This is a genomic window from Synechococcus sp. CBW1107, assembly GCF_015841355.1.
GTDB lineage: Bacteria > Cyanobacteriota > Cyanobacteriia > PCC-6307 > Cyanobiaceae > Regnicoccus_A.
The window spans coordinates 202,194-223,756 of record NZ_CP064908.1; the positions used below are offsets into that span (position 1 = coordinate 202,194).

General features: G+C 68.0%; 21 protein-coding genes and 1 tRNA gene. 12 read left to right on the forward strand and 10 right to left on the reverse strand.

Features of this window, described 5'->3' with window-relative positions:
* The first annotated feature begins 157 nt into the window (after positions 1-157).
* Positions 158-391, forward strand: coding sequence for a DUF2811 domain-containing protein (locus tag I1E95_RS01095; RefSeq protein WP_197166935.1), 234 nt, complete (start codon positions 158-160; stop codon positions 389-391).
* A 177-nt stretch (positions 392-568) separates the two neighbouring features.
* On the opposite strand, the gene I1E95_RS01100 is transcribed toward I1E95_RS01095, so the two are convergent.
* The 6 genes from I1E95_RS01100 to I1E95_RS01125 form a co-directional block, all read right to left on the reverse strand.
* Positions 569-2,248, reverse strand: a complete 1,680-nt coding sequence (locus tag I1E95_RS01100; protein ID WP_197164620.1) for a GMC oxidoreductase — start codon at positions 2,246-2,248, stop codon at positions 569-571.
* Between the two features lie 106 nt (positions 2,249-2,354).
* Positions 2,355-2,431: transfer RNA gene (locus I1E95_RS01105), tRNA-Met, on the reverse strand.
* Positions 2,432-2,482: 51 nt separating this feature from the next.
* A complete protein-coding gene (locus I1E95_RS01110) occupies positions 2,483-3,466 on the reverse strand; it encodes an asparaginase (RefSeq protein ID WP_197164622.1) in 984 nt (327 codons plus the stop codon).
* A gap of 31 nt (positions 3,467-3,497) precedes the next feature.
* A complete protein-coding gene (locus I1E95_RS01115; protein ID WP_197164624.1) occupies positions 3,498-4,001 on the reverse strand; it encodes a CGLD27 family protein in 504 nt (167 codons plus the stop codon).
* Between the two features lie 64 nt (positions 4,002-4,065).
* Complete coding sequence (gene rsfS / locus I1E95_RS01120; RefSeq protein ID WP_197164632.1) at positions 4,066-4,473, reverse strand: ribosome silencing factor; 408 nt, start codon at positions 4,471-4,473, stop codon at positions 4,066-4,068.
* Positions 4,466-5,101 carry a DUF3318 domain-containing protein gene (locus I1E95_RS01125; RefSeq protein WP_197164634.1) on the reverse strand — a complete coding sequence of 212 codons (636 nt, stop codon included), beginning with the start codon at positions 5,099-5,101 and terminating at the stop codon, positions 4,466-4,468. The genes rsfS and I1E95_RS01125 overlap by 8 nt, the downstream gene beginning before the upstream one ends.
* A 117-nt stretch (positions 5,102-5,218) precedes the next feature.
* Between I1E95_RS01125 and carB the strand changes: the two genes are divergently transcribed.
* The gene (gene carB / locus I1E95_RS01130; RefSeq protein ID WP_197164644.1) at positions 5,219-8,539 is read left to right on the forward strand and encodes a carbamoyl-phosphate synthase large subunit; all 3,321 of its coding nucleotides are present in this window, start codon (positions 5,219-5,221) and stop codon (positions 8,537-8,539) included.
* 43 nt (positions 8,540-8,582) lie between these two features.
* Positions 8,583-9,293, forward strand: a complete 711-nt coding sequence (locus tag I1E95_RS01135) for a DUF3386 domain-containing protein (RefSeq protein ID WP_197166937.1) — start codon at positions 8,583-8,585, stop codon at positions 9,291-9,293.
* Between the two features lie 9 nt (positions 9,294-9,302).
* On the opposite strand, the gene I1E95_RS01140 is transcribed toward I1E95_RS01135, so the two are convergent.
* From I1E95_RS01140 to I1E95_RS01150, 3 genes are read right to left on the reverse strand one after another with little or no spacing between them, the layout of a single operon-like run.
* Positions 9,303-9,533: a DUF6447 family protein gene (locus I1E95_RS01140; RefSeq protein WP_006170799.1), complete on the reverse strand. Its 231-nt coding sequence runs from the start codon at positions 9,531-9,533 to the stop codon at positions 9,303-9,305.
* A gap of 27 nt (positions 9,534-9,560) precedes the next feature.
* Complete coding sequence (locus I1E95_RS01145) at positions 9,561-9,929, reverse strand: hypothetical protein (protein WP_156776544.1); 369 nt, start codon at positions 9,927-9,929, stop codon at positions 9,561-9,563.
* A 59-nt stretch (positions 9,930-9,988) separates the two neighbouring features.
* Positions 9,989-11,728: an ABC transporter ATP-binding protein gene (locus I1E95_RS01150; RefSeq protein ID WP_197164646.1), complete on the reverse strand. Its 1,740-nt coding sequence runs from the start codon at positions 11,726-11,728 to the stop codon at positions 9,989-9,991.
* Between the two features lie 38 nt (positions 11,729-11,766).
* Here I1E95_RS01150 and I1E95_RS01155 point away from each other — a divergent pair, with 38 nt between their 5' ends.
* Both I1E95_RS01155 and tpiA read left to right on the forward strand, forming a co-directional pair.
* Entirely contained in the window at positions 11,767-11,952 is a 186-nt protein-coding gene (locus I1E95_RS01155; protein WP_197164648.1) for an RNA-binding S4 domain-containing protein, read from the forward strand.
* A gap of 71 nt (positions 11,953-12,023) precedes the next feature.
* Positions 12,024-12,725, forward strand: a complete 702-nt coding sequence (gene tpiA, locus I1E95_RS01160) for a triose-phosphate isomerase (protein ID WP_231594771.1) — start codon at positions 12,024-12,026, stop codon at positions 12,723-12,725.
* Positions 12,726-12,740: 15 nt separating this feature from the next.
* Here the strand turns inward: tpiA and I1E95_RS01165 are convergent, their stop codons facing one another.
* Positions 12,741-14,267, reverse strand: a complete 1,527-nt coding sequence (locus I1E95_RS01165; RefSeq protein WP_197164652.1) for an FAD-linked oxidase C-terminal domain-containing protein — start codon at positions 14,265-14,267, stop codon at positions 12,741-12,743.
* A 275-nt stretch (positions 14,268-14,542) separates the two neighbouring features.
* On the opposite strand from I1E95_RS01165, the gene hemL reads away from it, so the two are divergent.
* From hemL to I1E95_RS01200, 7 genes are read left to right on the forward strand one after another with little or no spacing between them, the layout of a single operon-like run.
* Positions 14,543-15,859, forward strand: a complete 1,317-nt coding sequence (hemL, locus tag I1E95_RS01170) for a glutamate-1-semialdehyde 2,1-aminomutase (protein WP_197164654.1) — start codon at positions 14,543-14,545, stop codon at positions 15,857-15,859.
* Positions 15,859-17,076, forward strand: coding sequence for an ABC transporter substrate-binding protein (locus I1E95_RS01175; RefSeq protein ID WP_197164656.1), 1,218 nt, complete (start codon positions 15,859-15,861; stop codon positions 17,074-17,076). The genes hemL and I1E95_RS01175 overlap by 1 nt, the downstream gene beginning before the upstream one ends.
* A gap of 7 nt (positions 17,077-17,083) precedes the next feature.
* The gene (locus I1E95_RS01180; RefSeq protein ID WP_197164658.1) at positions 17,084-18,016 is read left to right on the forward strand and encodes a branched-chain amino acid ABC transporter permease; all 933 of its coding nucleotides are present in this window, start codon (positions 17,084-17,086) and stop codon (positions 18,014-18,016) included.
* On the forward strand, positions 18,013-18,894 hold the full coding sequence (locus I1E95_RS01185) for a branched-chain amino acid ABC transporter permease (RefSeq protein ID WP_231594772.1): 882 nt from the start codon (positions 18,013-18,015) through the stop codon (positions 18,892-18,894). The genes I1E95_RS01180 and I1E95_RS01185 overlap by 4 nt, the downstream gene beginning before the upstream one ends.
* Positions 18,894-19,691 (forward strand): ABC transporter ATP-binding protein, encoded by a 798-nt coding sequence (locus tag I1E95_RS01190; protein WP_197164660.1) that lies wholly within the window; start codon positions 18,894-18,896, stop codon positions 19,689-19,691. Before I1E95_RS01185 ends, I1E95_RS01190 begins: the two co-directional genes overlap by 1 nt.
* Complete coding sequence (locus I1E95_RS01195; protein WP_197164662.1) at positions 19,688-20,434, forward strand: ABC transporter ATP-binding protein; 747 nt, start codon at positions 19,688-19,690, stop codon at positions 20,432-20,434. The genes I1E95_RS01190 and I1E95_RS01195 overlap by 4 nt, the downstream gene beginning before the upstream one ends.
* Positions 20,427-21,563: a calcium:proton antiporter gene (locus I1E95_RS01200; RefSeq protein ID WP_197164664.1), complete on the forward strand. Its 1,137-nt coding sequence runs from the start codon at positions 20,427-20,429 to the stop codon at positions 21,561-21,563. Before I1E95_RS01195 ends, I1E95_RS01200 begins: the two co-directional genes overlap by 8 nt.

Below are 21,563 nucleotides of genomic sequence, written 5' to 3' on the forward strand. Positions count from 1 at the left end.
CTTTGCACACCCTGTCCGGGTCCTCGCCAAGGGGTGCAAGACCGCTCAAGGGCTGGCTGTCTCAGCCTTGGGCCGGGTGAATCCGACGCCGCACGGCCGCTTTGACGCCACACCCCTCTCCGTGGCTTTCTGGGTCCATCCAAGTGGATCCATGCCCATGCATCACGATGGCCAAGAGACCCGGGGCAGCGCTGACATCAGCCTGGAAGCAGAGATCCCCGAAGACCTCTTCAACGGCATGCACGAGTTCATGCTCAGCCACCCCCACTGGGATCAGTACCGCCTGATCACCTCCGCCCTGGCCGGCTTCCTGTTCCAGAACGGTTGCAGCGACCGCTGCGTGACCCAGCACTACCTCGATGGTCTGTTCATGAAGGCCGGCTCCAGTTGAGGGTCGGCAGAGCGGCGCGAGACAACGGCCAGAAAACGCCAAAAAAAAGCGAAAGCTGCCGCTCCCGCCGTTTCTCCCTTGCCCGACCCGTTGAAAGGTCGCCCGCAGATTGTGCGGCCTGCGATCCAGCCAGGTTGTGGTCATTGACACCAGTTGCCCACGCTGGTGTGCAGCCGCTCACATCCCCGAGCGGCCCAGATCGGCCGCCGCCCGCTCGCAGGCCCGCCAGGTGATCGCCATTTCGGTCAGGGTCGGGCTCTGCCAGCCGGCACTGGGCCAGCAGGACCCATCAGTCACGAGCAGGTTCGGGGCCTGCCAGTGGCGGTTCCAGGAATCGAGCACCCCGTTCTCCGGGTTTGCGGCCATGCGGGCGCCGCCCAGCTCATGGATGTAGTAGCCGGGAGGGGCCGCCGTGGGGGCAAGGGCCACACCACGGCGGACCAGGGGTTCAGCCAGGGGGAACAGGAACAGGTCATGGAGGGGGTGGATCTCCCCGCCGCCGGCCGCCACCACCTCCTGCATCCGCTGCTGCATGTGGGTGACCATCCGGTGTTCGTTCTCCCCCCAGTGGCAGTCGATGTGGGCGGCCGGCAGCCCCCAGGCATCTCTGACGGAGGAACTGAGCGTGAGCCGGTTCGCAGACCGGGGCAGCACCTCGCCGTGGCCGATCAGAAACCCCACCGCCTCGTGGGGATGGCGCTTGAACGGTGCGGGTGGATCGAAACGCTGCACTCCCACCCAGAGGCCGTAGCCACGCAGAAAGGGGAGATCACCGGGGCCCTCGAGGTTCACCGTGTTGGGGATGAAGGCACTGCCAGCCCCGGAGAGCTCAGCCGCCTCAGCCGGTGGCGGCTGATCGGGCAGCGCGAAGAAGCGGCTGCTGGAGATGTGATCCATCAGGTACCGCCCCAGGCAGCCCGAGTCATCGGGCAGGCCCCGGCTCTGGTGCGACTCGCCGGAGTGAAGCAGGATCCTCACGCTCTCGAGGGTGGAGGCACAGAGCACCACCAGCCGGCCCCGGGCACGGTGGCGAACGCCTCCGAGGCGATCGACAAAGACGACTCCCTCGGCGAGGCCGTCACCGCCGATCTCCACATGGCTCACCACCGCATCGCTGCGCAGGCACACCCGGCCACTGGCAAGGGCACGGGCCAGGGCACCGCCCTGGGAGCAGGAGCGGGGCCAGGGACTGCTGGCCGAGCGCCGCTGCAGCCGGAAGCCTCGCGAGTGAATCAGGGGCAGGCCCAGCTCGCGGGCGATCGCCCCGCCCAGGTGCTCCTCCGCGGGAGTGAATGGCAGGGGAGGCAGGTACTGGCCGTCGGGGAGCTGGGACAGACCGTCGCACTGGCCGTGCACCCCGAGCATCCGCTCGAGCCTGTCGTAGTAGGGGGCGAGATCCTCCCCCGCGATCGGCCAGGGCAGGCCATGGCCATCCCGCTCGGCCGCCTTGAACTCATGGTCGGAGAGGCGCAGGGTGATGCCGCCCCAGGTGAGGCTCTTGCCCCCCACCTGCCGTCCCCGGCTCCACAGGAATGGCCGCTTCTCGGGAGTGGTGTAGGGGTTCCTGATCTCATCGACGTAGAGATCGGGGTTGGCCTTCCAGTAGCCCGGGTGCTGGCTCTGCAGCTTCTGGCGGCCGCTGCTGAGGTTGGCCAGCCGGCGCAGGCTGTTGACTGGCTCCCGGCCGAAGGCCCTCGCGGGGCTCAGATCGGGGCCCGCCTCCAGCACCAGCACGCGCAGGCCCGCCTCCGCCAGCACCATCGCGGCCACTCCACCTGTGGCACCCGAACCCACAACCACCGCGTCGTAGGTGAGGACTGGATCGAAGCGGGGAGATGCGGCAAGGCCAGACGACATCCGAGGGCTTCCCAGCCGGCAGCACAGGCCGAAGCTAGGGCAGGGCTGGAAGGGGGGAGCGCCATCAAAAAGCCCGGGCATCTGGAGATGACCGGGCTTCGTGATGTGGTGGCGGGGAGGAGATTTGAACTCCTGACCTTCGGGTTATGAGCCCGACGAGCTACCAGACTGCTCTACCCCGCGGCGCCTGTTGGAGACTACCAGCCCAAGGTGCCCGTCAGCAAACCGCAGACCTCAGGTGGTCGCGGCATCGAAGCGCAACTCGCCACTCACCGCCAGCTCGAGCCCCTCTCCAGGCACCAGGAACTGGCGCTTGAGGTCCTCAAGGGTGATCGGGGTGAGCCAGTCGAGCTGCTCGAGCAGGTGCAGAGCCACCGCGTGCTTGGCCCGGCTGGCTCCGTCCTCCACCTTGATCGCCAGTCCCAGACCCTCGCCGACGCGGCTGAGGCACTGGATGCCCTCGGCACCACCCTTGCTGATCACCATGCCGTGACCCCGGGCCATCAGCTCGGTGTCGAAGCGCCCTTCACCGGCCACCAGCTCCGGGTGGGCGAGCATCGCCCGGCTGAGCCGCTCCAGATCCGCGTGCTCGGAGGAGCCGAGGTGGGCGAAGAGCAGAGCCATCTGGGCCAGCGGCAGCTGCAGGGTGGGGGCACCGCAGTCGTCGCGGGCGGTGACCAGCTCAGCCCCCGGCAGCCCCAGCAGTTCCCCGACCCTGCGCAGCATCTGCTGCTGCAGCGGATGGTCCACATGCAGATAGCTCTCCAGGGGCCAGTGCAGACGCCGGCAGGTGGTGAGAAAGGCCGCGTGCTTGCCGGAGCAGTTGTGCTGAAGCGGACTGTCGGCTCCCGCCGGGGTGGGGCATTGCAGCTGTTCGGCTTCGATGTCGGCGCTCCAGAGCAGCTTGAAGGCCTCGCGGGCGTGGGCGGCGGTGCCGGCATGGGAGGCGCAGGCGATGGCCAGTCCGCGGTCGCCGCTGCCGGTCTGATCGGCGGCGCCGCTGCTCACAAAAACCATGGCCTGGAAAGGCTTCAGCGCCGAGCGTATGAAGCTGAGCCGCTGGGGGTCGCCGGCGCGCATCAGCACCCGGCCGCGCTTGTCGCAGACCGCCGCATGGACGCGATGGAGCGACTCCGCGATGCCGTTGCGCAGCAGACGCACCTCCAGGGGAGGCACCCCGGGGCGCTGAGGGCTGCCGAAGCTGGAGGACAGGGTCATCGGGGAGGGAAAGAGACCGCGGGTGGAACGCTCAGAGAGCCTGGCAGAGGCCGGCACCCCCCAGCAGCAGCAGCAGGGCGAGGCTGAGGGCCTGGCGCAGCCGGACCAGCACCGGCCTCACCTGATGGCGGGCCACCAGCAGATCCTGCTGACGCCAGGCCAGGGGCTTCTCCCACACCTGGCCGTCGTACCAGCCCGATTCCTCGTACTCCACCCGCTCGGAGATCAGGCGACGGTTGACGTAGGACCAGCCCAGCCACTGCCGGGTCAGCAACAGCAGGGACGGCAGCACCGCCGCCACCGCCGCCGTGGCGGCCAGCTGCAGGGGATCGTGACGCAGGGGCCAGCTGCCGGAGCTGATCAGGACGGTGAGCGGAAGAGCCAGACACCAGCTGATCAGCAGAGGCCGCCACAGGCCTGCGTTGGTGAGCGCAGGCCAGGCGAAGAACCAGGAGCTGCAGAGCTGGCGGTATTCCTCGAGAGGGCGCTGCTCCGGCGGCACCGGGCAGGGACTCTCCGAGCAGGCCTGATCCATGGCAGTCAGAGGAAAGTCACCGGGAGGTCGCTGAGCTGGTGGCGAGCAGTCCCCGAGGGACGACTCATTGGGGCAGGGCTGGTTGTGAGCTTAGGAATGGCTCATGGTCACCGTGCCCCCAGAAGGATTCCAGGTCGTAATAGCGACGCTCAGCGGGGGTGAGCACATGCACGATCAGTTCGCCGTAATCGAGCAGAACCCAGCGTCCTTCGCTCTGGCCCTCCGTGCGCAGGGGGAGCCGGCCGGCCTCGCTTTCAAGCCGATCCTCCACGGACCGGGCGATGGCCCGCACCTGCACATCGGAGAGGCCGGAGCAGATCACGAACCAGTCGGCCAGGGACGAGACCTCCTCCACCCGGATGAGGCGAATGTCGACGGCCTTACGGTCGTCACAGGCCTCGGCGGCGAGCAGGGCCAGTGCGCGGCTGTCACCGGAGGACACCAGGGCTGGGCTGGGGGCTGACTCAGCCATAGACGTTCTCACTGGTCACAGACTGACGGCTTCCCTGTTGCTGGGCCATTTCAGCTCTGGCTCGGCCCGCACTCTTGCGCAGCGCCTCGAGGCGGTCCTCGTAGAAGGAGCGACGACGCTTCTTGCGGGTCTGCTCCAGCAGTTCCTTGAGGGCGCCACCCAGGCTCTTGTAGGCGTTGGGGAGGCTGTAGCCGAAACGGCAGGCCAGGGAGATGGCCCGCTCATCAGCGGCGATGGCGTCCTGCAGACGCTTCTCGTTGTTGTTCTTGAGGTAGAGGCGATAGCCGGCGAAGCCGGAGAGACCCAGGGCCATCATCAGCAGCAGCCCGTCCTGCACCCAGAGCTCGCCGATGGCGCCACCGAGGCCGATGGCCAGGGCCGCCATCTCCCAGCCGTCGCGGGGAACGGCATCGTTCTGGATCCGCCCCACCTCATGCCAGAAGAGCAGGTTGCGGTGGTCGAGAGCGAAGGGCTCCCACTTGAGCAGGTCCACCTGGATCTCCACCTCATCGCGGCCGATCTCCTCGATCGTGATCAGGGGGGGATCGGCGGAGGCAGCCGCTTCCACAAACACCCAGCTCTGCATCTCCGGAGGGAGGAGCCCCTTCAGGCGCTGGAGTTCGCTCATGGAGCCACATTCGCTGATCACAAGATCCTCACGTTAGCGAGGACACAGCGCTTCACCGTCCGGGTCGGTGGTGGGGCCGTGAGAGGCTGGCGAGGTTTGGCAGTTCAAGCGCCGCCCATGCCCCGCCGGTCGGATCTGCATCGCATCCTTCTGCTGGGCTCGGGACCGATCGTGATCGGCCAGGCCTGCGAATTCGACTATTCGGGAACCCAGGCCTGCAAGGCCCTCCGCGACGAGGGATACGAGGTGGTGCTGGTGAATTCCAACCCGGCCTCGATCATGACCGATCCGGACATGGCGGATCGCACCTACATCGAGCCTCTCACCCCCGACGTGGTGAGACAGGTGATCGAACTGGAGCGCCCCGATGCCCTGCTGCCCACCATGGGCGGCCAGACGGCCCTCAACCTGGCGGTGGCCCTGGCGGAGGACGGCACCCTCGAGCGCTTCGGTGTGGAGCTGATCGGAGCCAATCTCCAGGCGATCCGGAAGGCCGAGGACCGGCGCCTGTTCAAGGAGGCCATGGAGCGGATCGGGGTGGCCGTGTGCCCGTCCGGCATCGCCTCCTCGCTGGAGGAAGCCGAACGCGTGGGTGAAGAGATCGGCACCTACCCCCGCATCATCCGGCCGGCCTTCACCCTGGGAGGTTCCGGCGGCGGCATCGCCTACAACCCCGAGGAATTCCAGGCCTTCTGCAAGAGCGGCCTGGAGGCCAGCCCGGTCAGCCAGATCCTGATCGAGCAGTCGCTGATCGGCTGGAAGGAATTCGAGCTGGAGGTGATGCGTGATCTCGCCGACAACGTGGTGATCATCTGCAGCATCGAGAACCTCGACCCGATGGGGGTGCACACGGGCGACTCGATCACCGTGGCGCCAGCCCAGACTCTCACCGACCGGGAGTACCAGCGCCTGCGGGACCAGTCGATCGCGATCATCCGCGAGATCGGCGTGGAGACCGGCGGCAGCAACATCCAGTTCGCGATCAACCCCGCCAACGGCGACGTGGTGGTGATCGAGATGAACCCGAGGGTGAGCCGATCGTCGGCGCTGGCGTCCAAGGCCACCGGCTTCCCGATCGCCAAGATCGCGGCACGCCTGGCCGTGGGCTACACCCTCGACGAGATTCTCAACGACATCACCGGCAAGACGCCCGCCTGCTTCGAGCCCACGATCGACTACGTGGTGACCAAGATCCCCCGCTTCGCCTTCGAGAAGTTCCAGGGTTCACCGGCGGTGCTCACCACGTCGATGAAATCGGTGGGCGAGGCGATGGCGATCGGCCGTTGCTTCGAGGAGTCGTTCCAGAAGGCCCTGCGCTCGCTGGAAACAGGCCATGCCGGCTGGGGCTGTGACCGCCCCGACAATCCGCTGGAGCCCACCGACCTCGAGCGGATGCTGCGCACCCCCTCACCCGATCGGATCTTCGCGGTGCGCGCCGCCATGGTGGCGGGCCGCAGCGACGAGGAGATCCACCAGCTCAGCGCCATCGATCCGTGGTTCCTCGCCAAGCTCCGGCAGCTGATCGAGGCCGAGGAGCGGCTGCTGCGGGGACGGACTCTCGAGCAACTCTCGGCGGCGGATCTGCTGGAGCTGAAGCAACTCGGCTTCTCCGACCGTCAGATCGCCTGGGCCAGCGGTGGCGACGAACTGAGTGTCCGCCGCTACCGCCAGGCTCTCGGGGTGAGCGCGGTGTTCAAGACGGTGGACACCTGCGCAGCGGAATTCGCGTCCACCACCCCCTACCACTACGCCACCTACGAACGGCCCCTGGAGCGCCTCGACGAGGCAGGCCAGGCGATCCGCCTGGCTCCGGAGGATGAGGTGCGCCCGGAAACCCGCCGCAAGGTGATGATCCTCGGCGGCGGTCCCAACCGCATCGGTCAGGGCATCGAGTTCGACTACTGCTGCTGCCACGCGTCGTTCGCCCTGCGGGCCGACGGCTTCGCCACGGTGATGGTGAACAGCAACCCGGAAACGGTGTCGACGGATTACGACACCAGTGACCGGCTCTATTTCGAGCCTCTCACCCTCGAAGACGTGCTCAACGTGATCGAGGCGGAGAAACCCGAGGGGGTGATCGTGCAGTTCGGCGGCCAGACTCCACTCAAGCTCGCCCTGCCCCTGCTGCGCTGGCTGGCCACGCCGGACGGTGCCGCCACCGGCACCCGCCTCTGGGGCACGTCCCCGGAATCGATCGATCAGGCCGAGGACCGGGAGCAGTTCGAAGCGATCCTGCGCCGCCTCGACATCCGTCAGCCCCGCAACGGCCTGGCCCGCAGCGAGGCGGAGGCCCGCGCCGTGGCCGAGCGGGTGGGGTACCCGGTGGTGGTGCGGCCCAGCTATGTGCTCGGTGGTCGTGCCATGGAGGTGGTCTTCGACGAGGAGGAACTCAACCGCTACATGGTGGAGGCCGTGCAGGTGGAACCCGATCACCCGGTGCTGGTCGACCAGTACCTGGAGAACGCCATCGAGGTGGACGTCGATGCCCTGGCCGATCGTCAGGGCCAGGTGGTGATCGGCGGCCTGATGGAGCACATCGAACCGGCCGGCATCCATTCCGGAGATTCGGCCTGCACCCTGCCGGCGGTGTCGCTCTCCGAGCAGGCGCTGGCCACGATCCGCCAGTGGACCCGGGACCTGGCCCTGGCCCTGGAGGTGACCGGCCTCATCAACCTCCAGTTCGCCGTCCAGCCGGACCCCATCGCGGGGGATCGGGTGTTCATCATCGAGGCCAACCCGCGCGCCTCCCGCACGGTGCCCTTCGTGGCCAAGGCCACCGGCGTGCCCCTGGCCAAGCTCGCCAGCCTGCTGATGGCCGGCCACACCCTCGGCGAACTGGGCCTCACCAGCGAGCCGGTCCCGCCACTGCAGAACGTCAAGGAGGCGGTGCTGCCCTTCAAGCGCTTCCCCGGGGCCGACACCCTGCTCGGCCCGGAGATGCGATCCACCGGCGAAGTGATGGGCAGCGGGGCCAGCTTCGGCATGGCCTACGCCAAGGCCGAGATCGCGGCTGGTGAAGCCCTGCCCGGCACGGGCACGGTGTTCCTCTCCACCCACGACCGGGACAAGCCCTCCCTGGTACCGGTGGCCCGGCGGCTCTCGGAGCTGGGCCTGGACCTGATCGCCACCAGCGGCACCGCCAGGGTGCTCCAGGAGGCGGGCCTGGAGGTGGAGTCGATCCTGAAGGTGCATGAAGGCCGGCCCAACATCGAGGACGCGATCCGATCCGGCCGGATCCAGCTGATCGTGAACACGCCGATCGGCCGTCAGGCCACCCACGACGACAAGTACCTGCGCCGGGCCGCCCTCGACTACGCCGTGCCCACGGTGACCACCCTGGCCGGAGCGCGGGCGGCCGTGGAGGCGATCGCCACACTGCAGCATCAGGAGCTCACTGTGACGGCCCTTCAGGACATCCACCCGGTTCCGGCTCGTTAGGGTTGATGCCCCTCGGGCCTCCCGTCCCTTGACCAGCACCGCCATGCCGACCAGCGCCGGAGCCACCGGCGCCGTTGAGGCCGCCGTCGCCCCCGGCAGCGACATCCGCGAGCTGTTCCGCGCGGCCTACGAGAACCGCTACACCTGGGATCCGGGCTTTGCCGGGTACCGCGGCCGCTGCGTCTGGGAACAGGACGGACGACGGGTGGAGGGCACCTTCACGGTGGGCGCCGACCTCAAGGCCAGCGTGGAGGGCATCGAGGACGAGGCGATCAGCAAAGCCATCGGTTCCCAGCTCTGGGAGGTGTGCATCCACAGGGTGCGCCGCAGCTTCGAGCAGACCCACGGCGCCAACACCTTCAGCGCCGGCGACACCGACGCCGTGGGACTCGAGGTGATCGTGGGCGGAAAGAACGCCGGCGACCGCTACCGCATCAAGGATTCGGTGGTCACGATGGTGCACCGGCAGATCCACGGCACCGTGGTCACGATCTTCACCGGCAGCACCACCGACACCGGAGCGGGCTACCTCAGCCGCACCTACACCAGCCAGTACAGCGATCCGGCCAGCGGCGAGGCCCGTAGCGGCATGAGCTCCTTCACCGACACCTTCGTGCCCCTGTCCGGTGAGGGCCCCTGGGTGCTGAGTGAGCGGGTGATCAGCAGCGAAGACCCTGAAGCACCGGAAACCCCGAACCTGCAGACCTTCCGCTTCGAATCCCTCGAGGCCCTGGAGCCCCCCATGGCCGGGTGAAGCACAGGTTCAGACCCCGTCCGGCAGGGCGGGGATCGACTTGAGCCGTTCGTTCAGCTGAAAGGCCATCGACTGGCGCCCGACGGCCAGCACCTTGAGGGTGTCCTCATAGAGCCGCAGCTGGGCGTCGGCCACCTGCATACCCCGCACGAGTTCCTTGACGTCGTCGGGGAGAGCATTGAGTTCGTAGCGCTTGCCCTCGAAGGTGAGAACGGGGGGTTGGTTGGGAGAGGCCGTCAAGGTCACCACTGTGTCGTCGGGGGCAGGTTAAGCCGCTCCCGGCGGGCTCTCGGCGCCTGGAGCGGCCAGGGATGTGCCGGCCGGCGGCAGCTTGGCCGGGGCCGGGCGGCGGATCCGTTTGAAGAAGAACATCAGCAGCGGGCCCACCTGGGCCGCCTCGACCATTTCCCAGCCCTCCTTGCCGAGCAGGTTCATGAAGAACTGCAGCTGCTCCGCCGGGTGACGAGGGGTCTGGGAGGCGCCGTAGAACTCGGGAAACTCCCGGGCGATGAATTCCGGACTGAGAATCCCCTGCAGCTTCTGACTGGCGGCCTGGGGATCGGGCGGTTGGGGTGGGGAGGTGTTCTCCACATTGATGTGGATGACCCGGTACTCCCACTGAGGCATTTCAGCCATGGTCGCTCGTGCGTGGAACTGAACGGCGGAACCTGGGGTGTGGCATCAACGCGGACGGCTCAGGCCGCCACCCGGATCAACTGACGGTCGCACAGCTCGCGGTAGCGGCCGGGTCTTGCCATCAGCTGATCATGGCTGCCGCGCTCGATGATGCCTCCTCCCTCCAGCACCAGGATCTGGTCGGCCCCCTGCACAGTGGAGAGGCGGTGGGCGATCACCAGCACGGTGCGGCCGGCCATCGCCTGCTTCAGGCCCCGCTGCACCGCCTCCTCCGCCTCCGCATCGAGTGCGCTGGTGGCCTCATCCAGCAGCAGCACCGCGGGATCACCGAGCACCGCCCTGGCGATGGCGATGCGCTGGAGCTGGCCACCGGAGAAATTGCTGCCCCGCTCCTCGATGCGGGAGTGATAGCCCTCGGGGAGGGCTTCGATGAAGCCGGCCGCATTGGCCAGACGCGCCGCCTGATGCACCTGCTCGTCGCTGGCGGGACGACCGAAGCGGATCGCCTCGGCCACGCTGCCCGAGAACACACGGCTCTGCTGGGGCACCAGGGCCACAGCCCGGCGCAGGTCGGCGGCCCGCAGGCCCGCGAGGTCCTGACCATCGAGCAGCACCCGCCCTCTCTGGGCGGTGTTGAAGCGCAACAGCAACGAAAACAGGGTGCTCTTGCCCGCACCCGAAGGGCCCACCAGGGCCACCAGCTGTCCGGGCTCCGCGCTCAGATCGAGATCCCTCAGCACCGGCTGTTCCGGTTCGTAGCCAAACCAGACATGCTCCAGGCGCAGGGCTCCACGCACCGGCCCGAGGGGCTGCGCCCCGGGGCTGTCGGGGATCTCCATCGGCTCACGCTCGATCTCGCGCAGGCGGTTGAGGGACGCCTGCCCCTGCTGGAACTCGTTGTAGTTGGTGGTGAGGTGTGAGATCGGATCGATCAGCATCAGCAGGGCAGCCACATAGGAGCTGAACCCCTGGCTGTCGAGTCCTCCGGCCTGGATGCGTGCCGCCCCGATCAGCAGCACGGAGAGGATGCCGGCCGCTTCGATGAAGCCCACCACCGGATGTTGCAGGGCCAGCAGACGCAGGGTGCGGTACCGGGCGCGCCGGTGCAGATCGATTTCCTGCTCGAAGCGGTCCTGCAGCCAGGCTTCCGCCGCGAAGGCCCGCACCAGGGGCAGTCCACCGATGGCTTCGGCCAGCAGCCCCGCCAGGTCGCTCACCTGCTTCTGGCTGCGCTCCGCCGCCCCCATCACCCGGGCGCCGAAACCGCTGACCATCACCGCCACCAAGGGGGCCAGCAGAAGGGTGGCCAGCGACAGCTTCCAGTCCAGGAACACCATGTAGCCGAACACCACCACCAGCTGCAGCAGGCTTGGGGTGGTGTCCTGAATCGTTTTGTAGATCACTTCGCCGACGCGGTCGGCGTCTTCGGTGAGGCGATAGGTGAGATCACCGGCCGAAAGTTTCTCCAGGGCCGAGAACTCCAGCCGCTGGAGACGCGCGAACAACTGACTGCGCAGCGCCTGACTCACCTGCAGCGCCGGGGAGGCCAGCAGGGTGTCCTGGCCGAACTGGGCCAGCTTCTGCACCAGGAACACCGCCAGAGCCAGGGAGATCGCCCGCAGCACCCGGGGGAAATCGCCCGCGCCGATAGCCGGGATCAGCTGGCCTGCCAGAGCGGCGAGCAGTGGCCAGCAGGCCACGAACACAAGCATGCACAGGCCACCGGCCACCAGCCTGCGGCGGTGGGGCTTCAGCAGCGGCAGCAGCCCGCGAAAGCCGGCCGGTGGGGGTGCGAGCATCGGCGAACCTTATCAGTGCCGATTCGGCTCTCCGTCTCTTGCGGCTTGATCAGTTCCTCAAGTTCCAGGGCCTGGTGGCCACCGGCGGTGAAGCCAAGGTGCGTGTGCAGGCTGGAGAGGTCAGGGTCAACGGGTCTGTGGAACGTCGCCGCGGCCGCCAGCTCCTGCCGGGCGACACGGTGGAACTCGAGCGACTGAGACTGGTGGTCCCCTCCGAGACCTAGGTTGTGGGGCAGTTCTGGGCGAGGACGATCCTGTGCGTAAGGCCGTGATTGCAGGGAACTGGAAGATGCACATGACCTGCGCCGAGGCGCGGGCCTATGCCGCCGCTTTCCTGCCCCTTCTGGGAGACCTTCCCAGTGATCGGGAGGTGGTGCTGGCCCCTCCCTTCACCGCCATCGCCGCCCTGAGTGAAGCTCTCGCGGGCAGTCCCGTGAAGATCGCCTCCCAGAATGTGCACTGGGATCACATGGGGGCCTACACGGGCATGATCTCGGCCCCGATGCTGCTGGAACATGGCGTCAGCCACGCGATCGTGGGCCACAGCGAGCCGCGGAAGTACTATAGCGAAACCGACGAACAGATCAATCTGCGGGCCCGTACGGCCCAGAAGTCGGGAATGATCCCGATTCTGTGCGTGGGCGAGAGCGATTCCCAGCGGGAGGCGGGCGAAGCCGAGCGGGTGATCCGTCGACAGGTGGACCAGGGCCTCGAAGGCCTTGACCCCACCCGCCTGGTGGTGGCTTACGAGCCCATCTGGGCGATCGGCACCGGCAAGACCTGCGGAGCCGAAGAAGCCAACCGCCTCTGCGCCCTGATCCGTGGCTGGGTGGGCTACAACGATGTGGTGATCCAGTACGGCGGCTCGGTCAAGGCGGAGAACATCGACCTGCTGATGGCCCAGCCCGACATCGACGGCGTGCTGGTGGGAGGCGCTTCACTGGATCCAGCCGGTTTCGCGCGCATCGCCCGCTACCAGGTGCCCGTGGCAGCCTGACCAGGCTGCGAAGGCTCAGAACACCTCGATCGCTGCGGCCAGGGATTGATCGGAGGTCTCAGCGCCGGCGTCATCAGCGGAGGACACCTGCACGCGCACGCTGCGGGAACGACGGGCTGACTCGCCGCAGCTGCGAGGGGTGGGGAAGAGCTTGCCGGGATTGGCTCGGCCCTCGGGATCGAAGGCCTGGCGCACCAGCTGCATCGTGTCCAGGTCGTCCGGGGAGAACATCCAATCCATGTAGCACCGCTTGTCGGCGCCCACCCCATGCTCACCGGTGATGCTGCCGCCGGCGTCGATGCACAGACGCAGGATGTCGGCGCCGAGGGCCTGAACCCTCTCCTGCACGTCGGTCTGGCCGGCGTCGTAGAGGATCAGCGGGTGCAGGTTGCCGTCACCGGCATGGAAGACATTGGCCACCGGCAGGGCATAGCGGCGGCTGAGTTCCTCGATCGCGGCCAGGACCTGCGGCAGGGCGCTGCGGGGAACAACCCCGTCCTGAACGTAATAGGTGGGGGTGATCCGGCCCACGGCCGCGAAGGCCGACTTGCGCCCCTTCCAGAGCAGGGCGCGATCGGCCTCGGATTCGGCCCGGCGCAAGGTACGGGCGCCGGCCTGACAGCAGAGCTCCATCGCCCTCTCCGCCGCGGCGCTCACCTCCTCCAGGCGGCCGTCGAGCTCGATCAGCAGCACCGCAGCCGCATCGCGGGGGTACTCATCGCAGCCGAAGAGGTCGTCGACGGCATTGATCGTGAAGTTGTCCATGATCTCCATCCCCGCCGGCAGCACCCCCGCTTCGGTGACGCGGCGCACCGCCTCACCGGCCGCTTCCATCGAGGGGAAATCCGCCAGCAGCACCTGCACCGTCTGGGGCTGTGGCAGCAGCCGCAGGGTGATGGCGGTGGCAATGCCGAGGGTGCCCTCGCTGCCGATGAAAACTCCGCGCAGATCCAGGCCGGGCATTTCCGCCAGGCTTCCACCCAGGCGGGTGATGCGGCCATCCGGGAGCACCACCTCCAGCTCCAGCACGTGATTGCTGGTGACGCCGTACTTGAGGCAGTGCACTCCACCGGCGTTCTCGGCCACGTTGCCGCCGATGCTGCAGACCACCTGGCTGGAGGGGTCGGGGGCGTAGTAGAAGCCATCGCCGGCCACGGCACGGGTGACCCAGCTGTTGATCACCCCCGGCTGAACGGTGATGCGCTGGTTCTCCAGATCCACGGCCAGGACAGAACGCATGCGGCTGGTCACCACCAGCAGCGACTCCTGTTCGGCCACGGCACCGCCCGAGAGGCCAGTGCCGCTGCCTCGGGCCACGAAAGGAATCCCCTCCTCATGGCAGAGGCGCAGAACCGCCGCCACCTGGTCAGTGGTTTCAGGCAGCACCACCAGGGGCGGCTCATGCCGCTGCAGGGTGAGGCCATCGCTGTCGTAGGTGAGCAGCTCCGGGCGACGGGCCACCACTGCCCTGGAGGGCAGCAACTGACGCAGACGCCGCTCGATCCGGCCCCAGGGCAGGGTCAGGGCAGGCGGCTTGGCCAAGGGGTCAGCCAACAACAACGGGCAGCTCCGTGACGATAGCGAGCATGGCGGGTGAGCACCTCCCAGGAGCTCCGGGCCGGAAAGACTCGTTGCGAAGTCTTGCGCAAGCGGAGGCTCCCGTGGAGTCTGAGAGGACGATCCGCTGGCATGGTTGGTGCTTCTGCTGACGGGAACGGCAGCCCGTTGGGCGAAGATGCACCATGGTCAGGTGGTGCCAGGGCTCTCCTCAGGGTCGGCCCAGCCCCTTACCCCCTTCAACGTTCGCGGATCACGCCTTGACTTCGGCCCCTGTTTCGGTTCCTGCCCTGAACACCTCCCGTTCCCAGGACCTCTTCAGTGCCGCAAAGACCCTGATGCCCGGTGGGGTCAGTTCACCGGTGCGGGCCTTCCGCTCGGTGGGCGGTGACCCAATCGTCTTCGACAGGGTCAAGGGCGCCTATGCCTGGGACGTGGACGGCAACCGCTACATCGATTACATCGGCAGCTGGGGGCCGGCGATCTGCGGTCATGCCCACCCGGAAGTGATCGCCGCCCTGCATGAGGCTCTCGACAAGGGCACCAGCTTCGGCGCCCCCTGCGCCCTGGAGAACACCCTGGCGGAGATGGTGATCGAGGCGGTCCCCAGCGTCGAGATGGTCCGCTTCGTGAATTCGGGCACCGAGGCCTGCATGTCGGTGCTGCGGCTGATGCGGGCCTTCACCGGCCGCGACAAGCTGATCAAGTTCGAGGGCTGCTACCACGGCCACGCCGATATGTTCCTGGTGAAGGCCGGCTCGGGCGTGGCCACGCTCGGACTGCCCGATTCCCCTGGTGTCCCCCGCACCACCACCACCAACACGCTCACCGCCCCCTACAACGACCTGGAGGCGGTGAAACAGCTCTTCGCCGACAACCCCGGCGAAATCGCCGGGGTGATCCTCGAGCCCGTGGTGGGCAACGCCGGCTTCATCACACCCGAACCGGGATTCCTCGAGGGTCTGCGCGAACTGACCACCGAGCACGGTGCCCTGCTCACCTTCGATGAGGTGATGACGGGCTTCCGCATCAGCTACGGCGGCGCCCAGGCCCGCTTCGGCATCACCCCCGATCTCACCACCCTGGGCAAGGTGATCGGCGGCGGCCTGCCGGTGGGCGCCTATGGCGGCAGGGCCGACATCATGGCGATGGTGGCCCCGGCCGGGCCGATGTACCAGGCCGGCACCCTCAGCGGCAATCCTCTGGCGATGACCGCCGGCATCAAGACCCTGGAACTGCTGAAACAGCCCGGCACCTACGAACGGCTGGAGACGATCACCAAACGCCTCAGCGACGGCATCCAAGCGGCGGGTGCGGAGGCCGGCCTTCCGATCTGCGGCGGCTCGATCAGCGCCATGTTCGGCTTCTTCCTCTGCGAGGGCCCCGTGCGCAACTTCGAGGAAGCCAAGGCCACCGACAGCCAGCGCTTCGGTCGGCTGCACCGGGCCATGCTCGAGCGCGGGATCTACCTGGCCCCCAGTGCCTTCGAGGCCGGATTCACCTCCCTGGCCCACAGCGACGCCGACATCGAAGCTACCCTCAGGGCCTTCCGCGACTGCTTCGCCGCCATCGCCTGATGCAGGCAGGCCGGCGTTTCCGGATCGCGGCCGTCCTGGGGGCCGCTCTGTCCCTGGGGACCGCACTGGCGGCCTGCGGACCCCGCGCCGAAGACCAGCCGCTGCAGCTCAAGGGAGGCATCCCCGTCGGGGCGGTGCTCTCGCTCACCAGCAACGCCAATGCCTACGGGCAGGATCAGCAGATCGGCCTCAAGCTCGCTCAGGCCTGGTTCCAGCAACGCCAGGGGGCCAACCCTCAGGGCGCCCTGCCGCTGAACCTGCGCCTCGAGGACGGCGGCGGCGATGAGGCCACCGCCAGCCAGGCCTTCAATCTGCTGATCGACGCCGGGATGGTGGCCCTGATCGGTCCGACCCTCTCGCAGCAGGCCTTCGCGGCCGACCCGATCGCCCAGCGCCGCGGCGTGCCGGTGGTGGCGCCCTCCAACACCGCCAGCGGCATTCCCCAGATCGGTGGCTTCATCAGCCGGGTGTCGGCCCCCAGCACCGAGATTGCACCCCTGTCCATCGCCAAGGCTCTGGAGCTGACCCCCTCGATCCGTCGGGCGGCGGTGTTCTATGCCCAGGACGACGCTTACAGCACCTCCGAGACCGCCATCTTCCAGAAGGCGCTCACCGACAAGGGGCTCAAGCCCGTGACGGTGCAGCGCACCCAGCTCAATGACCAGGATTTTCAGAACCAGATCACCGCCGCCCTGCGTGAGACGCCCGATCTGATCGTGATCTCGGCCCAGGCGGTGGATGGCGGCAACCTGATCCGTCAGCTGCGCGAGCTGGGTTACAGGGGCACGATCGTGGTGGGCAACGGCATGAACACTCCGAACATCTATCCGATCTGCCAGGCCTACTGCGACGGCATCCTGATCGCCCAGGCCTACAGCCCGGAGCTCGACACGGCCGTGAACCGCGACTTCGTGGCCCTGTATCAGAAGGCCAAGGGCGGGGCCATCCCTCCCCAGCTCACGGCCCAGGCCTTCACGGCTTACCAGGTGGTGGCTGAAGCGCTGCAGCGGCTGAACCAACGCCAACCGCTGGCCAGGGTTCCCCTGGGGGAGGCGCGCAAGGCGCTGATGGCCGAACTGCTCGCCGGCCGCTACGACACCCCTCTGGGCGAGATCAGCTTCAGCCCCGATGGCGAGGTGGTGCAACAGAGTTTCCACGTCGCCCAGGTGCGGATGCAACCCGGCGGACGAAGCGGCCGTTTCGCGCTGCTGCCCTGAGCCCAGCGTGGTTCATCTCCTGCAGATTCTGATCAACGGCCTGGCCTCCGGTTCGGTCTATGCCCTGTTCGCCCTCGGCTACACCCTGGTGTTCTCGGTGCTGGGGGTGATCAACTTCGCCCATGGGGCGGTGTTCACGATCGGGGGATACCTCACCTACCTGCTGATCGGTGGTGCGGTGGGGGCCAATGGGCTGTTGGCGGGCTGGCAACTGCCCGTTGCCCTGCCGTTCTGGCTGGCCCTGGCCGTGGCCGGAGCCGGCTCCGCCCTGGTGGGCCTGGGCGTGGAGGCCGTGGCCTTCCGCCCCCTGCGCCAGCGCGACGCCGAACCGTTGCTCTACCTGATCTCCAGCCTGGGGGCCGGGGTGGTGCTGGTGAACCTGGTGCAGCTGCTGATGGGAGCTGAGAGCTACTCGATACCAGCCTCCACCCTGGCGGCCCTGCCGCCGGCGCTGAGCCTGGGCGGCGCCCAGATCCGCACCGTGCAGCTGCTCCTGCTGCTGGTGGCCGCCCTGCTGCTGGCGCTGCTCACGATCTGGCTGGAGGGGAGCCGCAACGGCAAGGCCCTCCAGGCGGTGGCGGAAGATCCCATCACCTCCCGCCTGCTCGGCATCGATTCCGGCGCCATGATCCGCCTGGCCTTCGCGCTGAGCGGTTTCCTGGCGGGGGTGGCCGGCGGGCTGGTGGGGCTGAGCGTGAGCATCGCGGGGCCCTACTTCGGCATCGGCTACGGGCTCAAGGGTCTGGGCGTGCTGGTGCTGGGGGGGCTCGGCAGTGTGCCTGGGGCGGTGCTGGGCGGCCTGATCGTGGGACTGGCCGAAGCCCTGGTGCCCTCGGAGCTCTCCGGCTACAAGGACGGGGTGGCCTTTGCGATTCTGTTTCTGGTGCTGCTGCTCAGGCCCCAGGGACTGCTCGGCAAACCTCTGGCGAACAAGGTGTGAGCGATCTCTCCCTGCTGGTGCAGATGGGTTTCGGCGCCCTGCTGGCCCTCTCGGTCTACCTGCCCCTGCGCTGCGGTCAGCTCTCCCTCGCCACACCGGGCTTCTATGTCATCGGCGGGTATGTGGCCGCCCTGCTCTCCACCCGCTGGCCCGCCCTCACGGGTGATGGGGGGGGCTATCCCCTCACGTCCCTGGCCCTGGAGCTGCTGCTGGCGGCCCTGGTGGCGGCCGCTGTGGCCCTGCTGCTGGGCCGACCTGTGCTGCAGCTGCGCGGCATCTATCTGGCCATCGCCACCATCGCCCTGGTGGAGATCCTGCGGGTGCTGAACCTCAACCTGGACTGGAGCGGCGGCGCCGTGGGGATCTTCGGCATTCCCCAGCCCTTCGCAGGTCCGGGGGGCTATGCCCTGGCCACCGGGATCCTGCTGGCACTGGTCTGCTGGCTCTGTGCCCGTCTGGAGGCCATGCGGCTGGGACGGGCCATGGCGGCCATCCGCGATGACGAGCTGGCGGCCCGCTGCATGGGGATCCCCACGGCCGACGTGAAACTCACCGCCTTCGTGCTCAGTGCCGTGATCGCCGCCCTCACCGGTGTCCTGGCCGCCCACTTCCTCAACACGTGGAACGCCCGTCAGGGCAGCTTCGATGCCAGCGTCACCACCCTGGCGTTCGTGGTCTTCGGGGGCTCGCGGATCTGGCTCGGGCCGGTGCTGGGGGGCCTGGTGATCACGGCCCTGCCCGAACTGCTGCGGCCGGTGGGGGATCTGCGCCTGATCCTCTTCGGCCTGGTGATCCTGGTGGGGCCGATCCTCTTTCCCCAGGGCCTGGTCACCCCGGAGCGCTTCGCCAGGCTCCGGGACGCTCTGCGACGACCCTGATGCCGACCGCCTCAGCCCAAGGAACGGCTGCAGCTCCCCTGCTGGTCCTGGAGGAGGTGAGCTGCCGCTTCGGCGGCCTGCTCGCCCTGGATCGGGTGTCCCTTCAGGTGCAGCCGGGAGAGATCTTCGGACTGATCGGTCCCAATGGAGCCGGCAAGACCACCCTGTTCAACCTGATCTCCGGGGTGGGAAGGCCCACGGCCGGGTCGATCCGCTGGGGTGGTGAAGCGATCGACGGCCTGCCGCCCGACCGGATCAACCGTCTGGGGATCGGCCGCACCTTCCAGAACCTGCGCCTGTTCCAGCGGCTGAGCTGCCTGGAGAATGTGCTGATCGGTCTGCACCACAGCGCGGGCTCCCCCCTGAACGCCGCCCTGCTGGGGGGACGACCGTTTCGTCAGCACCAGGGGGAGTTGCGCCAACAGGCGCTGGAGCTGCTGGCGCTGGTGGATCTCGACACCACTGCCGGCCGGCCGGCCGGCAGCCTGGCCTATGGGTCGCAACGGCGGCTGGAGATCGCCCGCGCCCTGGCCACCGCCCCACGGCTGCTGCTGCTGGATGAACCGGCCGCCGGCATGAACCCGATCGAGAAAGAGGAGCTCTCGGTTCTGATCCGCCGCCTGCGATCCCGCTTCGATCTCAGCGTGCTCGTGATCGAGCACCATGTCCCGTTGATGATGCGCCTCTGCGACCGGCTGGCCGTGCTGAACTTCGGCCGGCGGATCGCCCTGGGCACCCCTGAGCGCGTGCGCCACGACCCGGCGGTGATCGAGGCCTATCTGGGGGTGAGCCCATGAGCTCCAGCACCGCCCCGCCGCTGCTGGCCCTGAGGGATATCTCGGTGCGCTACGGAGCGATCAGCGCCCTCAGTGGCGTCGATCTGCACATCCACGACGGGGAACTGGTGGCCCTGCTGGGTTCCAACGGTGCCGGCAAGAGCACCACCCTGCGGGCGATCTCGCAGCTGGTGAAGCCGGAGACGGGACGGATCGACTGGCAGGGCCGCTCTCTGGCCAGGACCGCCACCGAGGGAACGGTGCGGCTCGGGATCGGTCACTGCCCGGAAGGGCGCCGGGTGCTTGCCCGCCAGACGGTGGCCGTGAATCTTGAGCTCGGGGCCTACCTGCGCCGCGATCGGCGCGGGATCGAGCTGGATCTTCAGCGCTGCTACGAGCGCTTCCCCCGCCTGCGGGAGCGCCGCGCGCAACTGGCCGGCAGCCTCTCCGGCGGAGAGCAGCAGATGCTGGCGATCGCCCGCTCGCTGATGGGGCGTCCGCGGCTGCTGCTGCTGGATGAACCCAGCCTGGGGCTGGCACCGATGCTGGTGGCCGAGGTGATGGCGATCCTGCAGCAGCTTCATCGCGAGGGACTCACGATCCTGCTGGTGGAGCAGAACGCCCAGGCGGCCCTGGCCATCGCTGACCGGGGCGTGGTGCTCCAGGCCGGCCGCGTCAGCCTCAGCGGCAGCGCCGCCGAACTCCTGGCCCACGAGGATCTCAGGACCTCCTATCTCGGAGCCGAGGAGCCGGGTGATGGCTGATCTGATCCGGCGGCTGCTGATCAGCCGCTGGAGCCTGCTGCTGCCCTTCACCCTGCTGACGCTGCTCTCCGTTCCCTTTCCCGCCCTGGAGCGGATCCCGGTGCTGCTGAGCTTCGGGCTCCACGGGCTTGGCCTGGTGCCCCTGGGGCGAATGATCGCCGTGCTGGTGGAAGCCCTGGCCCAGCGACTGGGAAACCGGCTCGGCGGTCTGGTGGGAGTGGCTCTGGGCAACCTGGTGGAGCTTGTGGTCTCGTTCACCGCCCTCAACAGCGGCCTCTACCCCCTGGTGGTCACCAGCCTGGCGGGCGCGGTGATCACCAACTGCCTGCTGGTGCTCGGGCTCAGCACACTGGTGGCCAGCCGCCGCGTGATCGCGGTGCCGATCCACGCTCACAGCACGCAGCTGCAGACCCAGCAGCTGCTGATCAGCACCATTCTGCTTTCGGTGCCTTCGATCTTCCTGCTTCATCAGGGGGAGGGAATCTCCGCGGGCTCGGACCGCTTCGAAGGCTTCGCCCTCTATTCAGCCCTGGTGGCGGCCCTGGTGCTGGGGTACTACCTGCTCTCCTTCGTCTATCAACTCGGCACCCACCGTCGGTTGTTTGCCGGAGTCGAGGCAAGTCGTGGACTTCAGATGGTCAGCGCGCTTGGCCGGCATCGGGCCTCGCTGGCCACGATCCTGGTGCTGATCGCCCTGGTCAGTCTCCTGCTGGTGGGGGTATCGAAGGCCCTTGTGAGCTCCCTGGAGCAACTGGTGGCCCAGCTCGATCTGAATCCCCTGTTCGTGGGACTGGTGCTGCTGCCCCTGTTCGGCTGCTTCGCGGAAGCCGTTGTGGCCATCCAGGCGGGCCGCAACGGCAACATGGATCTGGCCATGAGCAGCACGGTGGAATCCAGCCTGCAGCTGCTGCTGTTCGTGCTGCCGGTGCTGGTCCTCTCGGGGCTGGTGATGGCGCGCTATCTGCATCTGGCCTTCCCACCGGTGGCCCTGGCCTGCCTGGGCTGCACGGTGCTGATGGTCGACTGGATCAGCAAGGACCGACAGCTCAGCTGGTACGAGGGCCTGCAGCTTCTGCTCCTCTATGCCAGCTTCGCGATCGGGGCCCTGCTGCTGCCGGCCGCCCCTTGA